This window comes from Corynebacterium sp. 20-84 (genome assembly GCF_053479455.1).
Genome location: NZ_JBRBCB010000015.1, coordinates 1 through 18716, shown reverse-complemented (window position 1 = coordinate 18716; position 18716 = coordinate 1). Strand labels below are relative to the sequence as shown.

16 protein-coding genes are annotated in these 18716 nt (G+C 64.5%); 11 read left to right on the top strand and 5 right to left on the bottom strand.

Annotated features, from left to right (window positions below; translation table 11 throughout):
• Nucleotides 1-40: 40 nt before the first annotated feature.
• From sufD to ACUY2Y_RS10870, 3 genes are read right to left on the bottom strand one after another with little or no spacing between them, the layout of a single operon-like run.
• A complete protein-coding gene (gene sufD / locus ACUY2Y_RS10880; RefSeq protein WP_259899936.1) occupies nucleotides 41-1222 on the bottom strand; it encodes a Fe-S cluster assembly protein SufD in 1182 nt (393 codons plus the stop codon).
• Nucleotides 1223-2668, bottom strand: a complete 1446-nt coding sequence (gene sufB, locus ACUY2Y_RS10875; protein WP_210573362.1) for a Fe-S cluster assembly protein SufB — start codon at nucleotides 2666-2668, stop codon at nucleotides 1223-1225. It lies immediately after the preceding gene.
• Nucleotides 2661-3395 (bottom strand): helix-turn-helix transcriptional regulator, encoded by a 735-nt coding sequence (locus ACUY2Y_RS10870; protein ID WP_448326425.1) that lies wholly within the window; start codon nucleotides 3393-3395, stop codon nucleotides 2661-2663. The genes sufB and ACUY2Y_RS10870 overlap by 8 nt, the downstream gene beginning before the upstream one ends.
• Before the next feature lie 168 nt (nucleotides 3396-3563).
• Between ACUY2Y_RS10870 and mptB the strand changes: the two genes are divergently transcribed.
• The 5 genes from mptB to ACUY2Y_RS10845 are packed head-to-tail and all read left to right on the top strand — an operon-like array spanning nucleotide 3564 to nucleotide 9072.
• Nucleotides 3564-5270 carry a polyprenol phosphomannose-dependent alpha 1,6 mannosyltransferase MptB gene (gene mptB / locus ACUY2Y_RS10865; protein WP_448326423.1) on the top strand — a complete coding sequence of 569 codons (1707 nt, stop codon included), beginning with the start codon at nucleotides 3564-3566 and terminating at the stop codon, nucleotides 5268-5270.
• A 5-nt stretch (nucleotides 5271-5275) separates the two neighbouring features.
• Entirely contained in the window at nucleotides 5276-6250 is a 975-nt protein-coding gene (locus ACUY2Y_RS10860) for an ABC transporter ATP-binding protein (protein WP_448326421.1), read from the top strand.
• A 4-nt stretch (nucleotides 6251-6254) separates the two neighbouring features.
• Nucleotides 6255-7046, top strand: a complete 792-nt coding sequence (locus tag ACUY2Y_RS10855; protein ID WP_448326419.1) for an ABC transporter permease — start codon at nucleotides 6255-6257, stop codon at nucleotides 7044-7046.
• Nucleotides 7047-7089: 43 nt separating this feature from the next.
• A complete protein-coding gene (locus tag ACUY2Y_RS10850) occupies nucleotides 7090-8061 on the top strand; it encodes a COX15/CtaA family protein (RefSeq protein ID WP_448326417.1) in 972 nt (323 codons plus the stop codon).
• A 45-nt stretch (nucleotides 8062-8106) separates the two neighbouring features.
• Nucleotides 8107-9072 carry a quinone oxidoreductase family protein gene (locus ACUY2Y_RS10845; RefSeq protein ID WP_448326415.1) on the top strand — a complete coding sequence of 322 codons (966 nt, stop codon included), beginning with the start codon at nucleotides 8107-8109 and terminating at the stop codon, nucleotides 9070-9072.
• 5 nt (nucleotides 9073-9077) lie between these two features.
• Here the strand turns inward: ACUY2Y_RS10845 and ACUY2Y_RS10840 are convergent, their stop codons facing one another.
• Nucleotides 9078-10013 carry a heme o synthase gene (locus ACUY2Y_RS10840; protein ID WP_448326462.1) on the bottom strand — a complete coding sequence of 312 codons (936 nt, stop codon included), beginning with the start codon at nucleotides 10011-10013 and terminating at the stop codon, nucleotides 9078-9080.
• Between the two features lie 176 nt (nucleotides 10014-10189).
• Between ACUY2Y_RS10840 and ACUY2Y_RS10835 the strand changes: the two genes are divergently transcribed.
• The 6 genes from ACUY2Y_RS10835 to pgl all read left to right on the top strand — a co-directional run bounded on the left by ACUY2Y_RS10835 (nucleotide 10190) and on the right by pgl (nucleotide 18177).
• Nucleotides 10190-11398, top strand: a complete 1209-nt coding sequence (locus tag ACUY2Y_RS10835; RefSeq protein ID WP_448326413.1) for a CapA family protein — start codon at nucleotides 10190-10192, stop codon at nucleotides 11396-11398.
• 134 nt (nucleotides 11399-11532) lie between these two features.
• Entirely contained in the window at nucleotides 11533-13665 is a 2133-nt protein-coding gene (gene tkt / locus ACUY2Y_RS10830; RefSeq protein WP_448326460.1) for a transketolase, read from the top strand.
• 48 nt (nucleotides 13666-13713) lie between these two features.
• A complete protein-coding gene (tal, locus tag ACUY2Y_RS10825) occupies nucleotides 13714-14790 on the top strand; it encodes a transaldolase (RefSeq protein WP_448326411.1) in 1077 nt (358 codons plus the stop codon).
• 118 nt (nucleotides 14791-14908) lie between these two features.
• Nucleotides 14909-16450 carry a glucose-6-phosphate dehydrogenase gene (gene zwf, locus ACUY2Y_RS10820; RefSeq protein ID WP_448326409.1) on the top strand — a complete coding sequence of 514 codons (1542 nt, stop codon included), beginning with the start codon at nucleotides 14909-14911 and terminating at the stop codon, nucleotides 16448-16450.
• Nucleotides 16451-16475: 25 nt separating this feature from the next.
• The gene (locus ACUY2Y_RS10815; RefSeq protein ID WP_448326407.1) at nucleotides 16476-17411 is read left to right on the top strand and encodes a glucose-6-phosphate dehydrogenase assembly protein OpcA; all 936 of its coding nucleotides are present in this window, start codon (nucleotides 16476-16478) and stop codon (nucleotides 17409-17411) included.
• 37 nt (nucleotides 17412-17448) lie between these two features.
• Nucleotides 17449-18177 carry a 6-phosphogluconolactonase gene (pgl, locus tag ACUY2Y_RS10810; RefSeq protein WP_448326405.1) on the top strand — a complete coding sequence of 243 codons (729 nt, stop codon included), beginning with the start codon at nucleotides 17449-17451 and terminating at the stop codon, nucleotides 18175-18177.
• Between the two features lie 150 nt (nucleotides 18178-18327).
• Here pgl and ACUY2Y_RS10805 read toward each other — a convergent pair.
• Nucleotides 18328-18716: HNH endonuclease signature motif containing protein (locus tag ACUY2Y_RS10805; protein ID WP_448326403.1), on the bottom strand; the 389-nt coding region annotated here is incomplete at its 5' end.

The following is an 18716-nucleotide window of genomic DNA, read 5'->3' as shown; positions in this document are numbered from 1 at the left end:
TTCTCTTTCGTTTTAAAAGGGTGTTGCCTTGGCCGTGGCCTTACAGGTTGACCTGCTCGAGCTCGCCGGAGACACGATTGATCAGCTCGTCGCGCACGGACTCGACCGGGATGCGGTTGAGCACCTCGTTGAAGAAGCCGCGGACGATGAGGCGGCGTGCCTCGCCGTCGGGAATGCCGCGGGACTTGAGGTAGAACAGCTGCTCCTCATCGAAGCGGCCGACGGTGGCGGCGTGGCCAGCACCCGGGATGTCGCCGGTCTCGATCTCGAGGTTCGGGATCGCGTCTGCGCGGGCACCATCGGTGAGCACGATATTGCGGTTGGCTTCGTAGGTCTCCGTGCCGGAGGCGTTGGAGCGGATCAGCACGTCGCCGACCCAGCATGTGCGCGCATCGGGAAGCTTGGAGTCCTTGTCGCCCTGGAGCGCACCCTTGTAGAGCACGTTGGAGCGGCAGTACGGGTGGTTGTGGTCCACCAGCAGGCGGTTCTCGATGTACTGGCCGTCGTCGGCGTAGTACACACCGGTCAGCTCGACATCGCCGCCGGAACCGGCGTACTTGACGCGCGGGGTGTTGCGGACGACTTCGCCGCCGAAGGTGGCGACGGTGTGGCGCAGCACAGCGTCGCGGCCCACCACGATGCTCTGGGCACCGACGTGGACGGCGTCATTCTCCCACTCCTCGTCGACGATGACGTTGACGTGAGCGTTGTCGCCGATCACGAAATTGACGTTGTCAGCGTGGGTGCCGGAGCCTTCGTACTGGACGATGACGGTGGCGCGGGCGTTCTCCCCTGCCTCGACGTGGACGCCGGCGAAGGTGGTGTTGTCCAGCCCTGCACCGGTGGTGGTGATGACCACGGGCTCGGCCAGATCGGCATTCGCCGGGATCGACACCACGGTCACGTGCGGCATGGAGGACCATGCCTGCGCGGCGATGCGGTCGGTGGGGGCTGTGACGGCTTTCAGGCGTTCGTCGTCACGCGAAACCTCTTCAACCGTGACCTCGGAAGACGACTGGACTTCCACTTTCGCCTCCGTTTGCGGAGCGAATTTGCCGTTGTGCAGGCCGCGCAGGCGGCGCAGGGACACGAAGCGCCAGACCTCGTCGCGGCCCTGCGGGACCTCGAAGTCGTTGACATCGTAGGAAGCGAACAGGTCGCCCTTATTGTCGTGGAAGGTCGCGTTACCCACGCGCTCCTTCTTAGCTACGGTCTCGGTCAATTAACCCACCGATCCTTCCATCTGCAGTTCAATGAGGCGGTTGAGCTCGAGCGCGTACTCCATCGGGAGCTCCTTCGCGATCGGCTCGATGAAGCCGCGGACGATCATCGCCATCGCGTCTTCTTCGGAGATGCCGCGGGACATGAGGTAGAACAGCTGCTCCTCGCTCACCTTCGACACCTTCGCCTCGTGGCCCAGGGTCACGTGGTCGTTGCGGATGTCGTTGTACGGGTAGGTGTCCGTGCGGGAAATATTGTCCACCAGGAGTGCGTCACACTCGATATTGGAGGTGGAGTTCTTCGCGTTGGCGTTGATCTGCACCAGGCCGCGGTAAGCGGCGCGGCCGCCGTTGCGGGAGACCGACTTGGACACGATGTTGGAGGAGGTGTTCGGCGCCATGTGGACGACCTTCGCACCGGTGTCCTGGGTCTGGCCTTCGCCACAGAACTGGGCGGAGAGAACCTCGCCGCGGGCGTTCGGGCCTGTCATCCAGACAGCCGGGTACTTCATGTTCACCTTGGAGCCGATATTGCCGTCGACCCACTCCATCGTGGCGCCTTCCTCGGCGCGGGCACGCTGGGTGACCAGGTTGTACACGTTGTTGGACCAGTTCTGGATCGTGGTGTAGCGGCAGCGCGCGTTCTTCTTCACGATGATCTCCACGACTGCTGCGTGCAGCGAATCGGACTGGTAGATCGGCGCGGTGCAGCCCTCGACGTAGTGGACGTAAGCGTCCTCGTCGACGACGATGAGGGTGCGCTCGAACTGGCCCATGTTCTCGGTGTTGATGCGGAAGTAGGCCTGCAGCGGGATCTCCACGTGGACGCCCTTGGGGACGTAGATGAAGGAACCGCCGGACCACACGGCCGCGTTCAGAGCGGAGAACTTGTTGTCGCCAGCCGGAACGACGGAACCGAAGTACTCCTTGAACAGCTCCGGGTACTCGCGCAGACCGGTGTCGGTGTCGACGAAGATGACGCCCTGCTCCTCAAGGTCCTCGCGGATCTTGTGGTAGACGACCTCGGACTCGTACTGGGCGGCGACACCAGCGACGAGGCGCTGCTTCTCAGCTTCCGGGATGCCCAGCTTGTCGTAGGTGTTCTTGATGTCTTCCGGCAGGTCTTCCCAGCTCGTCGCCTGCTTCTCAGTGGAGCGGACGAAGTACTTGATCTGGTCGAAGTCGATGCCGGAAAGGTCCGGACCCCAGTTCGGCAGGGGCTTCTTGTCGTAGATGTCCAGTGCCTTCAGGCGCTGCTCGAGCATCCACTCCGGCTCATTCTTGGCCGCAGAGATCTCGCGCACGACATCTTCGTCGAGACCACGGCGAGCAGCGGAACCTGCTTCGTCGGAGTCGTGCCAGCCGTAGTTGTACGGCCCCATGGACTCGATGATCTCGTCGTCATTCATCGGCTTTTCCAGGCCGGGTGCGGGAGTCGTACTAGTCATCGTCTCCGCTCCTTTCGCATTGTTTGTCCTCCAGCTTGGTGCTCCTTGCGAGACTGATGTGCGCGGTGCACACCCCGTCACCGTTTGCGATCAGGGCCAACGGTGCGACGGTGGAACCTACCAGTTCCGCAATTAACTCGTGCTCAGCCTCACAGATTTCCGGGTATTCGGCCGCGACGGCGTGTACCGGGCAGTGGTGCTGACACAGTTGCAGACCCGAGCCTACGTGGTTCGTTTCAGCGGCGTAGCCGTGGGCTGCGAATGCGTCCGCGACCTCGGTTGCGGCGTGCGCCACACCTTCCGCATCGTGGGCTTTTCGCTTATCGACGCTGCCCGCCACCCCCAACATCCGTTCCGCCCGCTTACGCGCGACCTTCTTCACGGCTTCGCGACCGCCGAGTTCCTCCACTTCAGCGAAGGCGGCGAGTGCGAGCTCGTCATAGCCGTTGCCGAAGCGGTCTCGACCGCTGTCCGTGAGACGGTAATGCTGGGCGGGGCGGCCGCGCGTTGGTTTGCCCGCCGGCGATTGCGCCGGGGCTTCACACGCTTCCACCAGCTCGGAATCGAGCAACTTGTCTATGTGCCGGCGTACTCCGGCAGGCGAGAGACCCACTTGCTCCGCGAGGTGCGCAGCCGTGGAAGGACCGGACCGCAGCATGCAGTTCATGATGCGCATGCGGGTCTGACCTTCAGTCGACCGTTGCGCGCGTGTTCCTGCACCCGTCATGGTTTCGCGGTCCGCTCCTTTCTTCCTCTCGACCTTTAGACAACACTAGTGTGCTCTAAATTCCGGCCTACTTCAAGGTGTGTTGTGTGACCAGTATTGCACGGTCATGCGCTCTGTGACGGGCGCTGCACTGGCAGTGTAGTCTGGGCCGTTTAGTACACTGCGTGTGTGAATTCGGTGCCCCGCTCCAACGAAGCGACGAAAGCAAGCCCGGGTGGTCCCACCCGCCGAGCTTTCGGGCGCCGCAAGCATTCGCCCGTCTGGTTCATCACGCGTGAGCTACCGCGCTTCGGTCGCCCTGGTTCACGCTCCGCAGAACTTCACGACGGGCACCCTGACACCCCCTCCCCCTCACCCACCCCCTCCATCTGGGAGCGCAACCGCTTCGAGTTGCTCCGTGTGATCGGGCTGGTGGGCACCATCCTCATCGGTCTCGGCGGACTCGGCGGCGGCGCTTTGCCGGTGGTGGATGGGTCAGCCACCTCTTTCACTTCGCTCCCATTGGGGGCGTTGATGGGGAGGATGATGTTGGCGTCGTCAAGCGTGGTGCTTGTGGGCGTTGCCTTTCTCGTTCTCGCGTGGCTGCTGATGGGCCCGTTTGTCGGCGCGGGCGGCGGCGCACCGCGCGTGAGGGTCGCTGCCCTCCTCCGCACATTCGGCGCGTGGGTGCTGCCGCTGATCTTCACGGCGCCTTTGTTCACGCAGGATATTTACTCGTACCTGGCGCAGGGCGCGATCGTCGCGGACGGCATGGACCCGTATTCCGCGGGACCCGTGGAACTACTGGGGCAGGAACACCCTCTCGCGCGCAGCGTGCCGTTCATCTGGGCTGAATCGCCGTCGCCGTACGGCCCGGTGGCACTCGGCATTTCGTCGGTGATCGCGCAGATCACTGGGTCGTCGATCTTCTGGGGCGTCATCTGTCACCGCCTGTTGTCGCTGCTCGGCGTGGCTGCGGCCGCGTGGGCGATCGTCGCTCTCGCGCGGCGTTGCGACGTCAATCCTGCCGCCGCGGTGTGGCTCGGCGTGCTGAACCCGCTGGTGATCCTGCACCTGATCGGTGGCATCCACAACGAGGCGATCATGATGGGAATCCTCCTGGTCGGTCTCGAACTCGGACTCCGCGGTGTCGACAAGATCGGCAGCCCGGGCTGGTCCGGATGGGCGTTGTTGATCGGCTCCGGCGTGCTGATTAGCTGCGCCGGCATGGTGAAAGTGACCGGCTTTTTGGCGCTCGGTTTCGTCGGCATGGCGCTCGCCCGGCGCTGGGGCGGCGCGCGTGGCATTGCCGGGGCGGTGCTTGTCCAGTCCGCAATCATGGTTGCTTCTATCGCTCTCGCGACCGTGGTCACCCGCATCGGCCTCGGCTGGGTCACCGGGCAAGGCGGCGCCGCCACGATCCGCAGCTGGCTGTCCATGACCACTGATATCGGCGTGATCTCCGCGTTCATCGGCCAACTGCTCGGGCTCGGCGACCACTCTGAAGCCACCCTCGTCATCACCCGCACCGCCGGCCTTCTCATCGCCGTCGGATTCATCGTCCGCATGCTGTGGGCCACCTACAGGGGCACGGTTCACCCCGTTGGGGGGCTCGGCGTGGCCACTCTCGTTTTGGTGCTCCTCTTCCCCGTCGTGCATCCGTGGTACCCGCTGTGGGGCATCATGCCGCTCGCCGGCTGGGCCAACCGCACCTTCTTCCGCGCAGGTACCGCCGCCTACTCCGCGCTTTTCAGCTTCGTCGTGCTTCCCCGTGGCCTCGCGTTGCCGCCCGATGCCGTGGCGACGATCTACGTCAACGCCCTGATCGCCGCCGCCGTCATTGGCGCCGGCGCGTGGGCGTGGTTAAGGGTCCGTGGACAAAAAGTTCTACACTAAGCTCGATGAAACCTGCACGAGCTTCTAGCGGAACCGGCTCCGCGCCGACCCGCCATACCGCGGGCGAGGCGCGCGATGCTGCGCTCGAGGCCCGCAACGTGGTCAAGACCTTCGGGTCCGTCACAGCCGTCGACAACATCAGCTTCACCGCCCGCCGCGGCGAAGTGCTGGCTTTGCTCGGCCCGAACGGCGCCGGCAAGACCACCACGATTGAAATGTGCGAGGGCTTCACGTCCCCCACCAGCGGCTCGATTTCAGTGCTGGGCCTCGATCCGCAGCGCGACGGCGAGAAAGTACGCGAACGCATCGGCATCATGCTCCAGGGCGGCGGGTCATATTCAGGCATCCGCGTGAAGGAAATGCTCGAGCTCACCGCGTCGTACAACGCGGATCCGCTCGATCCGGGTTGGCTCATGGACACGCTCGGCTTGAACGAGGTCGCAACGACGACCTACCGGCGGCTTTCCGGCGGCCAACAGCAGCGCTTATCGCTCGCGTTGGCGCTCATCGGCCGCCCGGAGCTTGTCTTTCTCGACGAGCCCACCGCCGGCATGGATGCGCAATCGCGCCGTGCTGTGTGGGAACTGATCGGTTCGCTGCGCCGCGACGGAGTCACGGTCATCTTGACCACGCACCTGATGGACGAAGCGGAACGACTAGCGGACTATGTGGTCATCATCGACCGCGGCCGACTCGTCGCCACCGGCACTCCGCAGGAACTCATCGACGCCGGCGACCACCCCGCCCTGCGCATCCGCACCGACGGTCCTCTCGACCTTAAGGCGATCTCCACAGAAGCATCGCTTATCGACGACTCCCCCCACACCTACCGCCTCCACTCCGCCGGCGACCCGCAGATCATCTCTGCTGTCGCCTCCGAAGCTGCCCGGCAAAATGTACTGATCAAGGAACTCGGCGTGCACCACCGCACCCTCGAAGACGTCTTCCTTGATCTGACCGGACGTGAACTACGAGCGTGATTCCATGACTGACACTTCTGAAACTCTCGCCCCCGGACGGTTCGCCCCCGGGACCTTCACTCCCGCCCCGCAGCGCGCGAGTGCCGCCCGCATGATTGCTGCGCAGGGCCGCATCGAAGCAATCCTGCTGCTGCGCCACGGCGAACAGATCCTCGTGAACCTTCTCATCCCGGCGGCCATTCTCATCGGCGCGACCGTCGTTCCGGTGCTCGGCGACCAGACGAGCTTAGACCAGATCGTCACCATGGTCTTCTCCATCGCCGCCGCGTCGGCCGGGTTCACGGGGCAGGCGATCTCGCTGGCATTCGATCGTCGCTACGGCGCTTTGAAGCGCACCGGTGCCTCTGGCGTCCCGGCCTGGACGATCATCGCGGGCAAGGTGCTCGGCGTGCTCGCCACCGTCCTCGTGCAGATCGTCGTCCTCGGCGGCATCGCTCTTGCGCTTGGCTGGCGCATCTCCCCCGGCGGCGCTGTGCTCGGTTTCTTTACCTTGCTCGCCGGTGTCACCGCCTTCACTGCGCTGGGCTTGCTCCTCGGCGGCACCCAATCGTCCGAAGTCGTGCTCGCCAGCGCGAACTTTATCTGGCTGGTCTTGCTGGCTGTGCTCGGCTGGGTCGTCTACGCCGAAAAACTCGGCACACCCGGAATATGGGACCTCGTCCCCTCCGTCGCGCTTGCCGACGCCATGGACGGCGCCCTATCCGCCACCATCCACCCCTGGGCCTGGCTAGCCCTGATCGGGTGGGCCATCGTCGCCGTCGCGGGAACCATTCGCTGGTTCAGATTCGACGGATAATCAGACACCATTAACCCAACAACGTGAAAGGCACACTCCGACCGTGAGTACCACCGCCACGACCTCCAGCATCTGGGAGCGTCTCAAAAGCGTCCCCACGGTGAAGACGCAGCGCATCTTCGCCCTCATCGTGCTCCTCGCACAAGCCGGCATCACCTTCACCGGCTCACTCGTGCGTGTCACCGGTTCCGGCCTCGGCTGCGACACCTGGCCGTTGTGCCACGAGGGCTCCCTCTTCCCAGTCCCGGGAGCGAACCCGTGGGTGCACCAGCTCATTGAGTTCGGCAACAGAACCCTGACCTTCGTCGTGGCAGCCGCAACGATCGTGCTGTTCATCGGCATACTGCGGGCCAACCGCCGCGGAGAAATCATTGCTTTGTCCGTCGTCTCCGGCGTCGGCGTTCTGGTGCAGGCTGTCATCGGCGGCATTTCCGTGCACCTCGACCTGCTCTGGTGGTCCGTGGCTATCCACTTCCTGCCGTCGATGATCCTCGTCTTCGTCGCCGCCGTGCTGTACATGCGCATCGCCGAACCCGACGACATCGCACCCGAGCGCCGCTATTCCTCGGCCGCACGCTGGTTGGTTGTCGCCGCGGCCGTCGCCCTGTGCGTCGTGCTTATCACCGGCACGATGGTCACCGGCTCCGGCCCTCACTCGGGCGATGCCGCCGCAGGCATGGAAGGCCGCCTCGAGCTGCCCACCCGCACGCTCGCCTACGTTCACGCCGCCGCCATGTACGTCTACCTCGCGTTCACCCTCATCACGGTGTACATCCTGCGGCGCGACAACGCTCCGAAAGACGCTTTCAAGTCGTCCCTCGTTCTCATCGCGATGATCGCCGTGCAGTGGGCCATCGGCGTCGGCCAGTTCTACCTCGGCGTGCCGCGCTGGACCGTTCCGCTTCATATCCTCATGTCCGGCGTCGTCGTCGCCTTCACCGCGTTCCTCTTCGCCCACGGCAACCGACGCATGCCGCTGCTGGAGCCGCAGCAGTACAACACCAGCTCGTCATAGAAAAGGCCTACGCAGCTCACCTGACCACGCGTAACCTGGATACGTATGAAAGCTATCCAGATCACCGAACACGGCGGACCTGACGTCCTCAAACTTGCCGACGTCCCCGCCCCCTCCCCCAACCCCGACCAAGTTCTGGTCAAGGTCGCCTACGCGGGTGTCAACTACATCGACACCTATTACCGCGAAGGCATCTATCACTCCGAGCTGCCGTTCACACCGGGGCTGGAGGGCTGCGGCGAGGTCATCGAGGACCCCTCTGGCACCATCGCGCCCGGCACCGTCGTGGCGTGGGATTCCGCCCCCGGCTCCTACGCTGAGTATGTCTGCGTGGACCGCGGCCGCCTCGTTGCCGTGCCCGACACCATTGACCCGCACGTCGCCGCGACGATGCTCCTCCAAGGCATCACCGCCCACTACCTGCTCTACGGTGTGCGCGACACCCAGCAGGGCGATTCGTTGCTCATCACCGCGGGCGCGGGCGGCGTGGGCCTCCTGTTGACGCAGCTCGCCGCCGCGCAGGGCGCCACGGTCTATTCCGTCGTCTCCACCGACGAGAAAGAAAAGCTCGCCTACGATGCCGGCGCCACCGAAGTCTTCCGCTACAGCGACGATCTCGCTGAGATGGTGCGACGCCGCAACGGTGGCCGCGGCGTCGACGTGGTGTACGACGGCGTCGGCAAAGACACCTTCACCGAATCCCTCGAAGCCGTCCGCCCCCGCGGTCTCGTATGCCTCTTCGGCGCAGCATCGGGCCCGGTGGACCCGATTGACCCACAGGTGCTCAACACGCACGGGTCGATCTTCCTGACGCGGCCGTCGATCGGCGCATACACCGCCACCGACGACGAATTCCGCATGCGTGCCCAAGCCGTCGTGCGCGCCGTCGACGATGGTGCGCTCACCCTCCGCGTTCAGGAGCCTTACGCTCTCGCGGATGCCGCGCAGGCCCACAAGGATCTGCAGGGGCGCAGGACGACGGGTTCAATCGTCCTGAAGGTCGCTGACTAACCTGCTTAAGCGATCGAGCCGAGTCCGCCGCCGACCAGCTCGCCCAGCGTCTGCAGCCCGAAGACCGCGTCAACGGACAAGCCGAGGAACAACGCCGCAAGGTAGTTATTCGACAGAATGAACAGCTTCAGCGGCTTGACGTCGCCGCCGGCCTTCACTCCGTTGTGCAAGCGCGTCGCCATGACCAAGAACACACCACCCGACAGCAGCGCAATAGCGAAGTACACCCAGGACGCAGCCGGCACGAGCAGCAGCGACGTGATCACGGTGAGCCACGAGTAGATGACGATCTGGCGGGTCGTCTCCACCGGGGTCGCCACGACGGGCAGCATGGGGACTTCGGCGCGCTCGTAGTCGTCCCTGTATTTCATGGCCAGCGCCCAGGTGTGCGGCGGAGTCCAGAAGAAGATGATCATGAACAGCACGATCGCCTGCCACCAATGGTCGGGGCTTCCGTCGGTGACGTGGTCACGGATGACAGCCCAGCCGACGAGCACCGGCATACACCCGGCGGCACCGCCCCAGATGACGTTCTGCCAGGTGCGGCGCTTGAGCCACTTGGTGTAGACGTAAATATAGAACCAGTTCGTCAACTGGATGAAGAACGCGGCGAGCCACGAGCCGCACACCAGCCCGAGCCACGCGACCGACGCCACGAGCAGCACGACCGCGAAGATGCGGGCGCGTTCTTTAGTCACCGTGTGGCGCACGAGCGGGCGGGCGCGGGTGCGGCCCATTTTCTGGTCGATGTCGTAGTCGACGACCATGTTGAACGTATTCGCGGCAGCGGCACCCATCCAGCCGCCGAACAGCGTGGCCAGGATGAGCCAGACGTGCACTTTGCCGCGGTCGGCCTGCAGCATCGCGGGGATAGCGGCGACCAGCAAAAGCTCGATGACTCGCGGCTTAGTCAGCGCGAAGTACGCTTTGATGGTCTCCAACACAACTCCTCATTCGACGCGGTTTTTGGGCTGGGGACTAGTCGTAACAAGGCGCGCACAAGTTCCCGCGCTTATCGACGTCCCCCGCTTTCCTACGCCCTTGGCATCCTAGTCCCCGCCCGCACCGGCATGAAATTACCGCGCCTTCACCCACATATGTTGTTAAATAGCTACTTATGATACCCCGTATCGCAACGACCCTCGCCGCTGTGCTTTGCTCCGGATCTCTGCTCGCGGGCTGCACCATCGGCGACGGCGTTGATGCCCCCAATGCGAGCTCCGCGACCGGGGCTTCCCCGGCGCAGTCTTCCGGCGCTACCGACGCACCCGACCCGTCATCGGAAGACAAAGCCGAACCGGAGCTGGAAGAAGCATCGGTGACGTTCCGCTCCGTCGGCGACATCCTCATTCACAACGAGGTCTATTTCGACGCGGCGGCGAAAACTGAAGGCAGCGGCCAGGACTACGATTTCGCGCCGATGTTTGAAACGGTGAAAAAGTACATGGAGAACGCGGACATCACCACCGCGAATATGGAGGTCCCTGTCGCCGGCCCCGAATTCGATCTGTCGGGCTACCCGGCTTTCAACTCCCCGCCGGAAATCGTGGACGCGCTCAAAGGGGCGGGCGTGGACATCGTCAACAACGCGACCAATCACTCGATGGATCGGGGAACGGAGGGAGTCAAGGCGTCGACAAGCAATCTGCGCGAACGCGAAATGCTGTACATGGGCAGCTTCGACTCCCCGCAGGACCGTGCGACGCCGCGCGTGATCGAGCGCAACGGGCTGAAAGTCGGCTTCCTCGGCTACACGTACGGCACGAACGGAATCCCCGTGCCTGCCGGGGAGGAACACGCGGTCAACCTCATCGATCCGGAACTGATGAAGCGCGATATCGAACAGCTGCGTGACGACGTCGACATCCTCATCGTCAACCTCCACGCCGGCGAAGAATACGAATCGCTGCCCGTCCAATCGCAGATCGACGCGGCTGATACTGCCCGCAACGCTGGCGCCGATTTCGTCCTCGCTGGCCACCCCCACGTGCTTGAGCCGTTCCAGCGCTACCCGGAGAACGAGCCGGGGCTGGGTGTCTGGTTCTCGCACGGCAATTTCCTCCACGGGCAATACGACGAGCAGACCAAGTACGGCGGCATCGGCGAATACACCATCACCCGCCGCACCGACGGCACGCTCACGCTGGACAAGATCCGCTTCATGCCCACGTACACCGTCGGCAAGCCGCAAACCACCGAGTACAAGGTCATTCCGCTTGCCGATGCCGCCTCCCTCGGCTGGGGCGCCCCCGTCAGCGCCCGCGTGGACATCACCGCGCTGATGAACACGTACACCGACGTCGAGGTCGTCGACTACCTCGACTGACCCACCGCGGTCCCCGCCCGCTGAATACCACTAATGTGTAAAGAGTTAGTTAGCTCCAACACACTGGTAAGCGAGGACACACTGTGACTTTCGAGAACAACCCCGCCGCGTCGCTCCCCGTCGAACTGCAGGCCATGACCCAGGCCCGCTACCCGGAGGACTGGACTGCAGAAGACACCCGCGCAGTGGACACCGTGCGCGTGCTCGCCGCAGATGCAGTGGAGAACTGCGGTTCCGGCCACCCGGGCACCGCGATGTCGCTTGCCCCGCTGGCGTACACGCTCTACCAGCGTGTCATGCGCCACGACCCGGCTGATCCGCACTGGATCGGCCGCGACCGCTTCGTGCTGTCCAACGGCCACTCGTCGCTGACGCAATACATTCAGCTCTACCTCGGCGGCTTCGGCCTCGAGATCGAGGACTTGAAGGCTCTGCGCACCTGGGGTTCCAAGACTCCGGGCCACCCGGAGTACAACCACACCGCGGGCGTGGAGATCACCACGGGTCCGCTCGGCCAGGGTCTCGCGTCAGCAGTCGGCATGGCGATGGCCTCGCGCCGCGAGCGTGGCCTTTTCGACCCGGAGGCTGCCGCCGGCAAGTCCCCGTTCGACCACTTCATTTACGTCATTGCCGGCGACGGCGACCTTCAGGAAGGCGTGACCAGCGAGGCCAGCTCCCTGGCAGGCACTCAGCAGCTGGGCAACCTCATCGCCTTCTGGGACGACAACCGCATCTCCATTGAGGACGACACCCAGATCGCCTTCAACGAAGACGTTCTCGCCCGCTACGAGGCGTACGGCTGGCAGACGCTCACCGTCGAATCCGGCGAAGACGTCACCGCGATCCTCGATGCCGTGGAGAAGGCGAAGGCCGAGACGGCGAAGCCGACGATGATCCGCGTCAAGACGGTCATCGGCTACCCCGCCCCGAACATGATGAACACCGGAGCTGTCCACGGCGCAGCTCTCGGCGCCGACGAGGTCGCAGCCGTCAAGGAAGTCCTCGGTTTCGACGCGGATGCGTCCTTCCCCGTCGAGGACAACGTCATTGCGCACACCCGCCAGCTCACCGAGCGCGGAGCCGAGGCCCACAAGCAATGGCAAGAGCTTTTCGACGCCTGGGCTACCGCCAACCCCGACAACAAGGCCCTCCTGGACCGCCTTACCGCCCGCGAACTGCCGGAAGGCTGGGCTGACGAGCTGCCGACGTGGGAGCCGGACGAGAAGGGCATTGCCACGCGCAAGGCTTCCGAGGCTTCCATCCAAGCTCTGGCAAAGACCCTGCCTGAGCTGTGGGGCGGTTCCGCCGACCTGGCCGGCTCGAATAACACCCTGATCAAGGACGAGCCGTCGTTCGGCCCCGAGTCGATCTCCACCGAGAAGTTCACCGCGCACCCCTACGGCCGCAACCTGCATTTCGGTATCCGCGAGCACGGCATGGGCGCGATCATGAACGGCATCGCGCTGCACGGCAACACCCGCGTCTACGGCGGTACCTTCCTGATCTTCTCCGAGTACCTCTACCCCTCCATCCGCGTCGCGGCTCTCTCGGGTATCGACGGCTACTACGTCTTCACCCACGACTCCATCGGCCTCGGCGAAGACGGCCCGACCCACCAGCCGGTAGAGACCCTGACTGCTCTGCGCGCTATCCCGGACCTCGCGGTGATCCGTCCGGCTGATGCCAACGAGACCGCCGCCGCCTGGAAGGCAGCCCTCGAGGCCGACCCGCAGCCGAAGGCTCTCGCTCTGTCCCGCCAGAACCTCCCCGTTCTCGAGGGCACCAAGGAGAAGGCCATCGACGGTGTCGCACGTGGCGCCTACATCCTCGTCGAAGCATCCACCGGCACGCCTGATGTCATCCTCATGGGCTCCGGCTCCGAGGTCCAGCTCGCTGTCGCAGCAGCGAAGGAACTCGAGGCAGACGGCATTGCCACCCGCGTCGTGTCCATGCCGTCGATGGACTGGTTCCTCCAGCAGGACCGCTCCTACATCGACGAGATCATCCCGCGCGACGTCCTCGCCCGCGTCTCCGTCGAAGCGGGCGTGGCCATGCCGTGGTTCCGCTTCACCGGCGACCAGGGCCGCAACGTCTCCCTCGAGCACTTCGGCGCATCCGCACCGGGTGCAGAACTCTTCGAGCGCTTCGGTTTCACCACCGACGCCGTCGTCGCCGCCGCCCGCGAATCCCTCGACTCCGTGCGCACCGGCACCGCCGACTCGGCAGCTGACCCGCAGCGCGGACCCGTGCGAGGGGACGGGGTGTAAGGGAAAACAGGGAAACGTCGATAAGCGAAAAGCGAAAAGGAGCTACCCATGACCGCAATTGACCGCCTTGCCGAAGCCGGCACCTCCACCTGGCTCGACGACCTGTCGCGCGAGCGCATCGTGAGCGGCAACCTCGCCGAAATCAAAGCTGCCAAATCCCTGGCCGGCGTGACGACGAACCCGGCGATCTTCGCCAAGGCCATGTCCTCGGGCACCGCCTACGACGCGCAGATCGCCGAGCTCAAAGACGGCAAAGTCGGCGTCGACGAAGCCGTCTACGCCATGAGCGTCAAAGACGTCCAGGACGCCTGCGATCTGTTCCGCGACGTCTTCGACGCAACCGGCGGGCAGGACGGCCGCGTGTCCATCGAGGTCGACCCGCGCCACGCCGACGACGAAGCAGCCACCGTCGCCCACGCGAAGGAACTGTGGGAGCTCGTCGACCGACCGAACGTGATGATCAAGATCCCCGCCACCGACGCCTCCCTGCCCGCGATCACGCAGGCGCTCGCCGAGGGCATCTCCGTCAACGTCACGCTCATCTTCTCCGTCGAGCGCTACAAGCAGGTCATCGACGCCTACATTGCGGGCATTGAGCAGGCCGCCGCCAACGGGCACGACGTCTCCGGGATTCACTCCGTCGCTTCCTTCTTCGTCTCCCGCATGGACACCGAGGTGGACAACCGCCTCGACGCGATCGGCACCGACGAAGCACGCGCGCTCAAAGGCAAGGTCGGCATCGCGAACGCGCGCCTGGCGTACCAGCTGTTCCTCGATACGCTCAGCGACTTGCCGGACGGCGCCAACAAGCAGCGTCCGCTGTGGGCGTCCACCGGTGTGAAGAACCCCGACTACCCCGCCGACATGTACGTCGTCGAGCTCGCGGGCCCCGACACCGTCAACACCATGCCCGAGCCGACCATCGACGCCACGCTCAACGGCGACAATGTCCGCGGCGACACGCTCAACGGCACCGCCGACGAGGCACGCGCCGTCTTCGAGCAGCTCGCCGCCGTAGGCATTGAGCTTGACGACGTCGTCTCCGTCCTCGAACGCGAAGGCGTCGACAAGTTCGTCGATGCGTGGCAGGAACTGCTCGACTCCATGCTCGAGAATTTGAAATAGCCAATTCCTTCGTCGCGGCCGCCCATTTAAGGTTTAATCTTCTTAATTGGAATCGTGGCCGCGACGCATCACGTGCGGCACACCTCACCCCAGCCCACCAGACGAAAGGCCAACGCCTGTGTCGAACCCGGCACCCGAAGAATGGAAGAACCCCCTCCGCTCGCATGCTGACCGGCGCCTCCCGCGGATTGCCGGCCCCTCCGGCATGGTCATCTTCGGTGTGACCGGCGACTTGGCCAAGCGGAAACTGCTGCCCGCCATCTACGACCTCGCCTACCGCGGGCTCCTGCCCGCCGGCTTCACCCTCGTCGGCTTCGGCCGCCGCCCCTGGTCGAAGGAAGAATTTGAAAACTACGTCCGCGAACAAGTCGAAGTAGGCGCCCGCACCGACTTCGACGAGCACGTCTGGGACCGCCTCGCCGAAGGCATGCACTTCGTCCAAGGCGCCTTTGACGACGACACTGCTTTCGACAACATGGCCGAGCTCCTCGACCACATGGACGCGACTCGCGGCACCGCCGGCAACTGGGCCTTCTACTTGTCCGTGCCGCCAGAGTACTTCTCCAATGTGATCGACCAGCTCGACCGCACCGGCATGGCGAAAGCACGCGACGGACAGTGGCGCCGCGTGATCATTGAGAAGCCCTTCGGCCACAACCTCGCCACCGCGCGCGAACTGAACGAGACCATCAACTCCGTGTTCCCCGAGCGCGCCGTCTTCCGCATCGACCACTACCTCGGCAAGGAGACCGTCCAAAACATCCTGGCCATGCGTTTTGCCAACCAGATGTTCGAGCCGCTCTGGAACGCCCAATTCGTCGACCACGTCCAGATCACCATGGCCGAGGACATCGGACTCGGTGGCCGCGCCGGCTACTACGACGGCATCGGCGCCGCCCGCGACGTCATCCAGAACCATCTCCTCCAGCTCCTCGCACTGGTGGCCATGGATGAGCCAGTGTCTTTCTCCCCGCGGCAGCTGCGCTACGAAAAACTCAAGATTCTCCGCGCCACCAAGCCCATCGGCCCCTTCGAAGAGACCACCGCACGCGGCCAGTACACCGCCGGGTGGCAGGGCTCCGAGCAAGTCCTCGGCCTGCGCGAAGAGGACGGCTTCGACCCCGAGTCCACCACCGAGACCTACGCCGCGTGCACCCTCGGCGTGAACTCGCGCCGCTGGGCTGGCGTGCCGTTCTACCTGCGCACCGGCAAGCGTCTCGGACGTCGTGTCACCGAGATCGCGCTGGTATTCAAAAAGGCCCCGCACGAAGCATTCGGCCCAGGCCTGACCAGCCAGCTCGGCGCGAACACACTCGTCATCCGCGTCCAGCCCGATGAAGGCATCCTGCTCCGCTTCGGCTCCAAGGTCCCCGGCTCCACCATGGAAGTCCGAGACGTCAACATGGACTTCTCCTACACCGAAGCCTTCACCGAGGAGTCGCCGGAAGCGTACGAGCGCCTCATTCTCGACGCGCTTCTCGACGAAACCGGTCTCTTCCCCACCGCCGCCGAAGTCGAACGCAGCTGGGAAATCCTCGACCCCATCCTCGACTACTGGGCCGCAAACGGCCGCCCCGACGAATACGCCGCCGGCACCTGGGGTCCCACCTCCGCAGACGAAATGATGGCCGCCCACGGACGGACCTGGCGCCGCCCGTAGACCCAAGGACGGAAAAGAGTCACAGATGATCATCACCATGTCCGACACCTCCACCCGGGAGATCACGAAGCTTCTGCTGGACACCCAGGAGAACTACTCGCTGGCTACCGGCCGTGTGCTCACTCTCATCGTCGTCGCAGACATCCACGACGACGTCGAATCCATCCTCGACCACGTCCGCACCGCCTCCCATGAACACCCCTCGCGTGTGCTCATGCTCATCACCGGCAACCCCGACGGCGACAACGTTCTCGACGCCCAAGCGATACTCGCGGATGACGCAGGAGCCTCCGAGATCATCGTGATGGATTTGCACGGGGAGTTGGCGAACAATCTCGCGTCCGTCGTCACGCCTCTTTTGCTCCCGGACACCCCGATCGTCGCATGGTGGCCGTCGACCGCTCCCGCGCGTCCCGCCGAGCACCCTCTAGGGCAACTCGCGCACCGCCGCATCACCAACGCCCGCGAGAACGTCGACGGCAACTCGCTGCTGCGTCTCGCCAACGGCTACTGCCCTGGCGATTCCGACATGCTGTGGTCCCGCATCACGCACTGGCGCGGCGTCGTCGCCTCCGCCTTGGACCGCTACCCGCACGAGCCTGTCACCGCCGTCGAGATCGACGGGCCCGCCGAAGATCCGAGCGTCGACATCGCCGCCGCCTGGCTCTCCTCCGCCCTCGACGCGCCTGTCACCCGCATCTGCAGCGAACAAACCGCGAGCGAACCGTCGCGGCTCTTTCCCATCCGCCGCCTCACCCTCGAACGCACATCCGGGCCCGTGTCCGTCAGCGTCAAGGACGATAAGAGCATCCGCGTGCGCGTGCCGGGGTTGCCCGATTCTTTCGTCGCGATGAGTACCCGCAGCGACGCCGACTGCCTCTCCGAGGAACTCCGCCACCTCGACCCCGACTGGGCGTACTCGCAGGCGCTGCGGTCACTGTCGAACGTGAATTTTGTCTAGAGTCATAAGGCAAGCAGTTTTTGAAGGAGCGATAGCAATGATTACCGTCGAGAACGTCCCCAATCTCGATGTGCTTATCGACGAAGCCTCTGCCCGCTTCGTCGACACCGTCACCGAGATCATCACCTCCGATACCGGCGGTGTGCACGGGGACGGAATCGCACGCGTAGTTTTCACCGGCGGCGGCGCTGGTATCAAGCTCCTGTCGCGCCTCGTGCGCGCCAAGAACCTCGACTGGTCCCGCATCCACGTCTTCTTCGGCGACGAACGCAACGTTCCCGTCTACGACCCGGACTCCAACGAGGGACAGGCACGGTACGCCCTGCTCAACCACGTCAATATCCCGGAGTCCAATATTCACGGCTACCGCCCCGGCAACCTTCCGCTTGACGACGCCGCCGCGAACTACTCCAACGCCATCCACCAGCACGCTCCCCGCGGCTTCGACCTCCACCTCCTTGGCATGGGCCCCGACGGACACATCAACTCGCTGTTCCCCTCCTCCCCGCAGCTGAGCGAAGAAGACAAGCTCGTCGTCGGTGTCACCGACTCACCGAAGCCGCCCGCCGAGCGCATCACCCTGACGCTTCCCGCCGTCGCCCGCGCGAAGCAGGTCTGGCTCCTTGTCTCCGGATCCGAGAAGGCCGACGCCATCAGCCACCTCGTGGACGGCGAGGCCTCCGACGAATGGCCCGTCACGCGCGTTCCCGCCCTCGCCGATACCACCCTTTTTGTCACGGAGGACGCTTTCACCCCGGCGCAGTAGCTTTTCTCCCAGCACTGTGGCGCAGGCCCGGACCTTCGCGCTCACATACGGTCGCGACCTGGCGAGCTAGTTTTCGGGCGCGCCGAACTGGCCGTGGACATGCCTGACTCACGCGATGAGCGTAGTCAGACTGTGTCTGCGGCCGTTTCGCTATTTCCCGAACAACAGGTGCATGGCACCGTATTGGTGTGTGCTGTTCGCCACTGGTGTTCCGCGCGGTGAAACCCATGTCGGTGTCCCATCGCGCATCTGTATTCGGCCCCTGTTGTGTCTGTCGGGGTCATCGTCGTTGGTGCGGTTGTGATACCTGCACAACACCGACAAGTTGTTCATATTCGTCGGCCCACCCCGGGCCCAGGGTTCGATGTGGTGGACCTCGCAGTTATCAGCAGCATGCCGACAATCTGGTACCGGACACGTCGTCAGTGTTGCCCGGGCGAGGTCGCGTTGTTTCTTATTGGCGAACCGTTTCGTGTTGTACAGGTTCACCGGACCTGCCTGCGGGTGGAAGAGTGCGACTTCCAAGTCGGACCCGTGGA